Consider the following 8,317-nt stretch of genomic DNA (forward strand, 5'->3'; position numbering starts at 1 on the left):
TATTGTTGGAATATTTCTGAGTGAACTGATAAAGAGAAGCTTTCTTAGGCTTTAATACTTTGTTTGACATATGATTATACCTCCATCTAATTTCTAATCTAATTATAGAACAGATGGGAAATCCATGTGTCTGGTTCAGCTTCATGAACGCCGTTTAATCGGTGTTTATGAAATTTAATTTTCACTGACCTGTGGTTTGTGGGTATTCAAAAAAAATTTTGAGTATTCATTTTTTGCTTGCTTACAATCTTAATATCGTTTATACTACAACAGAAGGAGTGAGAATATGAACGCAAACACAATTATGACAACTTCAGTTTTCGCAAACGTGTTTCCTAAGGGTTCTTATTTTCATTTTTTAGATTTCTTATTTTAAGGACATATCATCTATTGGTGATATGTCTTTTTCATAATTGAGGAGGTTGACTATGAAAGCTTATTTAATTTTAGAAGACGGACATGTGTTTGAAGGGGAAAGCTTTGGATATGAAAAAGAAGTCATAAGCGAATTTGTCTTCAATACTTCAATGACTGGTTATGTAGAAGTGTTGACAGACCCATCTTATGCAGGTCAGAGTGTTGTAATGACTTACCCACTTATTGGTAACTATGGTGTATGTTTAGAAGATCAGGAATCTGAACACCCATATGTTGAAGGATTTGTAGTAAACGAATTATCACGTTTAGGATCTAACTTTAGAAAGCATGAAGATTTAAATGATTATTTAGTACGTAATCATATTCCAGGTATCCAGGGAATTGATACACGTGCACTTACTAAGTTACTTCGTAATGATGGTTGTATGAACGGTATGATCACTACTCATAAGTATGAAGTAAGCGAAGTCATCGACAAGATTAAAGCATTCAAGGTACAGGGTGTTGTAAAGGCATGTACATGTAAAGAAAAATATACTGTTGGTACAGGCAGAATGAAAGTTGCTTTATATGACTTTGGTGCTAAACGTAATATTGCGAATGAATTAGCAAAGAGAAACTGTGAAGTAACAGTATTCCCAGCTACTACACCTGCTTCTGAAGTATTAGAAGGTAACTTTGATGGTATTATGTTAAGTAACGGTCCTGGTGACCCAGCTGAAGTAACTGATATTATCGCTGAAGTGAAGAAATTATCAGAAAGTGGTATGCCAATTTTCGCAATTTGTCTTGGACATCAGTTAATGGCTCTTGCTCATGGCTTCAAGACAGAAAAATTAAAATATGGACATCATGGTGCAAACCATCCAGTTAAGGATTTAGACACTAACCGTGTTTATATCTCTACACAGAACCATAACTATGTTATCAAGGATGATTCAATTGATCCTGCAGTGGCTAAGGCTTGGTTTAGAAACGTAAATGATGGCACTATTGAAGGTGTTGAATATTTAAATAAGAATATCAAAACTGTTCAGTTCCACCCAGAAGCAAATGCTGGACCTAGAGATACTGAATATTTATTTGATGAGTTTATTAAGATGATGGAGGGAAAGTAGAATGCCTAAGAATAAAGATATAAAAAAGGTTCTTGTTATTGGATCAGGACCAATTATTATTGGACAGGCAGCTGAATTCGACTATGCAGGTACTCAGGCTTGTCGTGCATTAAAAGAAGAAGGAATTGAAGTCGTTCTTATTAACTCTAACCCTGCAACAATTATGACTGATAAAGATATTGCAGATCATGTTTATATTGAACCTTTAACAGTTCCTGTTGTTAAGAACTTAATCTTAAAAGAAAAACCAGATTCAATCTTACCAACTCTTGGTGGTCAGAATGCCTTAAATATTGCTATGGCACTTGCTGATGAAGGTTTCTTAGAAGCACATAACGTACGTACTATCGGTACTGATACAACTACAATCAAGCTTGCAGAAGACCGTCTTGAATTCAAGGAATTAATGGAAAGAATCCATGAACCAGTCGCTGCCTCAACAGTTGTTAACCATGTAGATGATGCATTAGAATTTGCTGAAAAGATTGGTTACCCAGTAGTAGTAAGACCAGCATATACACTTGGTGGTACTGGTGGAGGTATTGCTGAAACTCCTGAAGAATTACATGATATCTGTACTAATGGTTTAAGATTATCACGTGTATCTCAGTGCTTAATTGAAAGATGTATTGCCGGTTGGAAGGAAATCGAATACGAAGTAATGAGAGATGGCAATGGTAACTGTATTACAGTATGTAATATGGAAAACGTTGACCCAGTAGGTGTTCATACTGGTGACTCTATCGTAGTAGCTCCTTCTCAGACTTTAGGTGATAAAGAATATCAGATGTTAAGAAGCTCTGCTTTAAACATCATCACTGCATTAAATATTAAGGGTGGATGTAACGTACAGTTCGCATTAAACCCAAATACTTTTGAATATTGTGTTATCGAAGTTAACCCACGTGTCAGCCGTTCTTCAGCTTTAGCTTCTAAAGCAACTGGTTACCCAATCGCGAAGTTAGCTGCTAAGATTGCATTAGGTTACTCACTTGATGAAATCGTGAACGCTGTAACAGGTAAGACATATGCTTCTTATGAACCAACATTAGACTATATCGTATGTAAGATTCCTAAATGGCCATTCGATAAGTTCTATGGTGCATCAAGAAAACTTGGTACACAGATGAAGGCAACTGGTGAAGTTATGGCAATCTGTAATAACTTCGAAGGTGCTTTAATGAAAGCATTACGTTCACTTGAACAGAATGTATTCTATTTATCAATTCCTGAAATGGAAGGTAAAGATACAGAATACTTAAGAACTAAATTAAAAGATGTAGATGACCAGAGAATCTTCGCAGTAGCTGAAGCATTAAGACAGGGCATTACTGAAGAAGAAATCCATAATATCACTAAGATTGACTTATGGTTCATTGATAAGATCAAACATCTTGTAGAAATTGAAAATAAATTAAAGACAGAAGAATTAACTCCAGAATTATTAAAGGCTGCTAAGAGAGTTGAATTCCCAGATAGAGTTATTGCAGACTTAACTGGTAAAGATAAGAATGAAATTCATGATTATCGTTTAGAAAACAATATCACTGCTGCATTCAAAACAGTTGATACTTGTGCTGCAGAATTTGATGCTGAAACTCCATATTTCTATTCAGTATATGGTGGAGAACATGAAATTAAACCAGATAACACTCGTAAGAAGGTTATGGTATTAGGTTCAGGACCAATCCGTATCGGACAGGGTATCGAATTCGACTACTGTTCAGTACATTGTGTATGGGCATTAAGAGCTGCTGGCTATGAAACAATCATCGTCAACAACAACCCAGAAACAGTTTCTACTGACTTCGATATCGCTGATAGATTATACTTTGAACCACTTACTCAGGAAGATGTTCAGAGCATTGTTGAACTTGAAAAACCAGATGGTGCAATCGTTCAGTTTGGTGGTCAGACAGCAATCAAGTTAACTCAGGACTTAATGGATATGGGAGTTCCTATCCTTGGTACTTCAGCTGATAGCGTAGATGCTGCAGAAGACAGAGAACGTTTTGATGAAGTGTTAGAAAAATGTGAAATCGATCGTCCTAGAGGGGCAACAGTATTTACTGTAGATGAAGCATTAGAAGTTGCAAATAAATTAGGTTACCCAGTACTTGTACGTCCATCATATGTATTAGGTGGTGCAGGTATGGAAATCGCCTTAAATGATGGTGATATCAAGAAGTTCATGAAGATCATCAATCGTCAGTTCCAGGAACATCCAATTCTTATCGATAAGTACTTATCAGGTAAGGAAGTAGAAGTAGATGCTGTATGTGATGAAAACGGCGTACTTATTCCTGGTGTTATGGAACACGTTGAAAGAGCTGGTGTTCACTCTGGTGACAGTATCTCAGTATATCCACCACAGAAGATCAAGCCTGAAATCAAGGAAGTTATCTGTGACTACACTCAGCGCTTAGCAAAAGCATTACACGTTATTGGATTAATCAACATCCAGTTCATCGTATATGAAGATGAAGTTTATGTAATCGAAGTAAACCCAAGATCTTCTCGTACAATTCCATATATCTCAAAGGTAACAGATATTCCAGTAGTAGATGTTGCAACTAAGGTTATCATGGGTCATTCAATCAAAGATCAGGGTTATGAATATGGCTTACAGCCAGAAAAAGAAACTGTTGCAGTTAAGATGCCAGTCTTCTCATTTGAAAAGATCAAGGGTGCTGAAATTTCACTTGGCCCAGAAATGAAATCTACAGGTGAAGTATTAGGTATCGCAAAGACATTTGACGAAGCAATCTATAAGGCATTCATTGGAACAGGTATCAACTTACCAAAGAGAAAGAATATCATCTGTACAATCAAGGACAGCTCTAAAGAAGAATTCTTACCAATCGCTAAGCAGTTCTATATGTTTGGATATGACCTTTATTCAACAGAAGGTACTTATAACTTCTTAAAGGAACATGATGTACCAGTTCATAGAGTTAACAGAATTGCGGAAAAGTCTAACACAATCTTTGACTTAATGTTAACTGATACTGTTGACTTAGTTATTGATATTCCTACAAGAAACGATAACTTAAAGGATGGTTTCTTAATCAGAAGATTTGCAGTTGAAGCAGGTATCCCTATCTATACATCATTAGATACAGCACAGGCATTAATCAACTGTCTAGAAAAGAGACATCAGGGTCCGACTTCATTAGTTGATATTACAAAATTAAAGTAAACACCTTAAGGCTATGATTTTGCATCATGGCCTTTTTTTCTATGTTTCACATGTGTTTGTTGATATAATTATGCATATACAAAGGAGGACGTAATTATGATTATTGCGGTAGTGGTGATTGTATTAATCGTTTTATATACAATCGCAACATACAATGGACTTGTTAAGTCTAAAAATAAGTGCCTTGCTGCATGGGCACAGATTGATGTTCAATTAAAAAGACGTGCAGATATGATTCCTAATATTGTAGAAACTGTAAAAGGTTATGCAAAGCATGAAAAGGAAACGCTTGAAGGAGCTATTCGTGCAAGAAACAGTTATGTAACTGCTTCTACACCAGAAGAACAGCTTAAGAATGCTGGTGAATTAGAAAAATCATTAAGCCGTTTAATGATGCTTCAGGAAAGTTATCCTGATTTAAAGGCCAATACAAACTTCATGTCTTTACAGAATGATTTAAAGGAAACTGAAGATAAGATCAGTTATGCAAGACAGTTCTATAATGATGATGTTAAACAGTATGTGAATAAGTTAGAAATGTTCCCTTCTAATATCATTGCTTCAATGTTCCACTTTGAAAAGATGAACTTCTTTGAAGTGGATGAAGCATCTAAAGAAGTACCAAAGGTACAATTCTAATGAAACGCTTATTATCATTTCTTACAGTATTGTTGTTGTTGATACCAACTGCAGTTGATGCATCAAGCACAAGAGTAAACAATATTGGCATTGCCTGCCAAATTGATCAAAATGGTACAGCAACATTTGTAGAGAAATGGGATATGGATGTATCGGAAGGGACAGAAGGATACAAAATATTCAATGGTATGAATGATCAGCCGTTGACACTTATTGGTGTTACTGATGATCGTGGGGTAACATACAAAAATATCGGTACATGGGATTCTGATGTTTCTAGAGAATCTAAGATTAATAAATGTGGTCTGATTAAAGATGGTGGTCACTATGAGTTGTGCTTTGGTCTAGGTGATTATGGGACACGTTCTTATACAATGGTTTACCAGATTGAGCATTTTGTGAATCAGTATAAGGACCAGCAGGGTATTAACTATGCTTTTATTAGTGATATGTCATTGGATGTTGCAGATGTTACTATTCATGTGACTGGTATTACACCCTATAGTAAAGAGAATGCGAAAATCTGGGCATTTGGTTATTCGGGTAGTGTGAATTTTGATAATGGTGGTGTTACTTTAAAAACAGACTCTTTGGGCAGTAATAAGATGCAGTTATTAATGGGGCTTGAAAGTAATTCTTATACATCACCTAATAAACGTCATGCAAGTGAAAAGTTTGAAGATGTTGTGAAGGATGCAAAAGAAGGATCTAGTTATTCTAGTGGTATGTCAAAAGCAGCGATGATTATGATCTTTATCTTCATCATCTTTGTGATTTTAATGCTTATCTTTATTATAGTTGCTGTTATTGTATTATCAGATTCGGGTGTTGTATTTGATAATGGACGTACAATTAAAGGCAAAGAAGTAACTCCATTTAGAGAAATTCCATGTAATAAAGATATATTCTTGTTCTATTATCTAGCTAAAAAGCTGGATATTATAGGTGGTGATGAGAGTCGTGAAAACCTTGTGTCTGGATTTATCTTGAAATGGGTACGTGATGGTATCATCACAATTAGAGAAAAGGAAAGTGGCGCAATCGTCAAGAAAAAGAATTATGATATGTATCTTGATGTAGATGCAAAGCTTGAGAACAAGCAGGAAACAGCACTTTATAAGATGTTTATTCTTGCGTCTAAAGATGGTGTTCTTCAAACAAAAGCATTTCAGAAATGGTGCAGCAAACATTATAAGAAGATAGATGATTGGTTCACTAAAGTGGATAATGTTACAGAAGATTCTATGAATAAGAATGGTTACGCGAAAACTAAAACTATTTATAAACGTTTCTTATTCTGGAATATTCCACGTGATCGTACAGTATGGACAGATAAAGCATATGATCAATGTCTTTATGTATGGGGATTTAATAACTTCCTTGAGGATGAAGACAATATGAAAGAAAAAGCTGCCATTGAAGTTAAACTTTGGGATGAATATCTCATCTTTGCGGCAGTACTTGGTATTGCGGATCGTGTGGAAAAACAATTGAAGGTTGCGATTCCTCGTTATGAAGAAACATCAACTTACAATAATTTTCCAATTTACTACTATACACATACATTTGCACATAATAGTATGAGTGCAGCTTCTTCAGCTGCAAGTGCAGGACAAGGTGGTTCATCATCATTTAGTGGTGGTGGAGGCGGCTTCTCCGGTGGTGGAGGCGGCGGTGTCCGTTAGAGGCAGGATTTTTTTCTGTCTTTTTTTCTTGTAGAAGAAAAATAGTTGTCTATAATGATTGACAGGAGGAATTTATGAAGAAGTTATTTAGTATATTCTTATCAATGGTACTTATAACGGGTTGTAGTACAGCTCCTACACCGAAGAAAGAAGTATCAAACAATATCAAATCTCAAGTCACTTATATTAATGTAGGGCAGGGAGATTCAACACTTATTCAAAATAATAACCAAACAGTTCTTATTGATGCAGGACACGGTGATGGATATGAAAATGCCAGTTTGAACTATTTAAAAGAACACTATATCAATACACTTGATGCTTTGATTTTAACGCATTGTGATGCGGATCATATAAATGATGCAAAGAATATTATTTATCAATTAAATGTAAAAAAGATATATATGTCTAGTAGAACCTCTTCTTCTTATACATATATGAAACTATTAAATGCGATTAAAGAGAAGAAAAAGAAAATTACTGTGCCTAAGGTAGGAGATACCTTTCAAGTAGGTGCGGGTTCTATTGAGTTTATTGGTGTAGGTGAAGGGGCACAGAACAATAATGATTCATCTTTGTGTATGAGATATGATGATGGTTATCATCGTTTTGTCTTTACTGGTGATGCTGCAGAATCAATGGAAAAGAAACTAAACAATGTACAATGTGATGTATTCCAAGCAGGTCATCATGGTTCAGCTTATTCAAATAGCGACAATTTGTTATCTAGAATGAAGGCAAGTTATGTTGTAGTGTCCTGTGGTAAAGACAATATGTATGGTCATCCTCATAAGGAAGCATTACAGAGATTCTCTAAATATAATATGCAGGTTTATCGTACAGATGAATTAGGTACAATCCGTTGTGTTTCTAAGAAGAATAAATTGACCTTTAATGGTAAAGAAGAAATCCCGACTACTCAAACAACACAATACATAGGATCTAGAAATACTAAGAAGTATCATACTGAAGATTGTCAGTATGTAAAAACGATCAGTGATAAGAATAAAGTTTATTTTAGTTCTTCACAGGAAGCACAAAATGAAGGCTATATTCCTTGTAAAGCATGCAATCCATAATGCATGCTTTTTATAATTTTCAGGCATAAAAACAGGATATAAAATAAGAAAAATAATTTTTTTGAATTTTCTTCAAAAAACACTTTACAAACGCTGCGATATTGGGTATTATAGACAGGCAGTCCGGGAGACGGGCTGAGACAGAACATTGAAAACTGAACAGATACACGTCAGATTTATTTGAAAACATTTAATTGATGAGCTGAACATCAGCTCTTC

5 protein-coding genes are annotated in these 8,317 nt (G+C 35.2%); all 5 read left to right on the top strand.

Annotation, left to right across the window (positions count from 1 at the left end; genetic code table 11):
- The first annotated feature begins 428 nt into the window (after positions 1 to 428).
- The 5 genes from EAI80_RS10560 (at position 429) to EAI80_RS10580 (ending at position 8,098) form a co-directional block, all read left to right on the top strand.
- Positions 429 to 1,496, top strand: coding sequence for a carbamoyl phosphate synthase small subunit (locus tag EAI80_RS10560; protein WP_129981986.1), 1,068 nt, complete (start codon positions 429 to 431; stop codon positions 1,494 to 1,496).
- A gap of 1 nt (position 1,497) precedes the next feature.
- A complete protein-coding gene (gene carB, locus EAI80_RS10565; RefSeq protein WP_129981987.1) occupies positions 1,498 to 4,695 on the top strand; it encodes a carbamoyl-phosphate synthase large subunit in 3,198 nt (1,065 codons plus the stop codon).
- A gap of 96 nt (positions 4,696 to 4,791) precedes the next feature.
- Positions 4,792 to 5,334: a LemA family protein gene (locus EAI80_RS10570; RefSeq protein ID WP_192924053.1), complete on the top strand. Its 543-nt coding sequence runs from the start codon at positions 4,792 to 4,794 to the stop codon at positions 5,332 to 5,334.
- A complete protein-coding gene (locus EAI80_RS10575; RefSeq protein WP_129981989.1) occupies positions 5,334 to 7,019 on the top strand; it encodes a DUF2207 domain-containing protein in 1,686 nt (561 codons plus the stop codon). Before EAI80_RS10570 ends, EAI80_RS10575 begins: the two co-directional genes overlap by 1 nt.
- Before the next feature lie 74 nt (positions 7,020 to 7,093).
- Positions 7,094 to 8,098, top strand: a complete 1,005-nt coding sequence (locus EAI80_RS10580; RefSeq protein ID WP_129981990.1) for an MBL fold metallo-hydrolase — start codon at positions 7,094 to 7,096, stop codon at positions 8,096 to 8,098.
- Positions 8,099 to 8,317 lie beyond the last annotated feature (219 nt).

It is taken from the genome of Catenibacterium sp. co_0103 (genome assembly GCF_004168205.1).
Classification (GTDB): Bacteria; Bacillota_I; Bacilli_A; order Erysipelotrichales; family Coprobacillaceae; genus Catenibacterium; species Catenibacterium mitsuoka_A.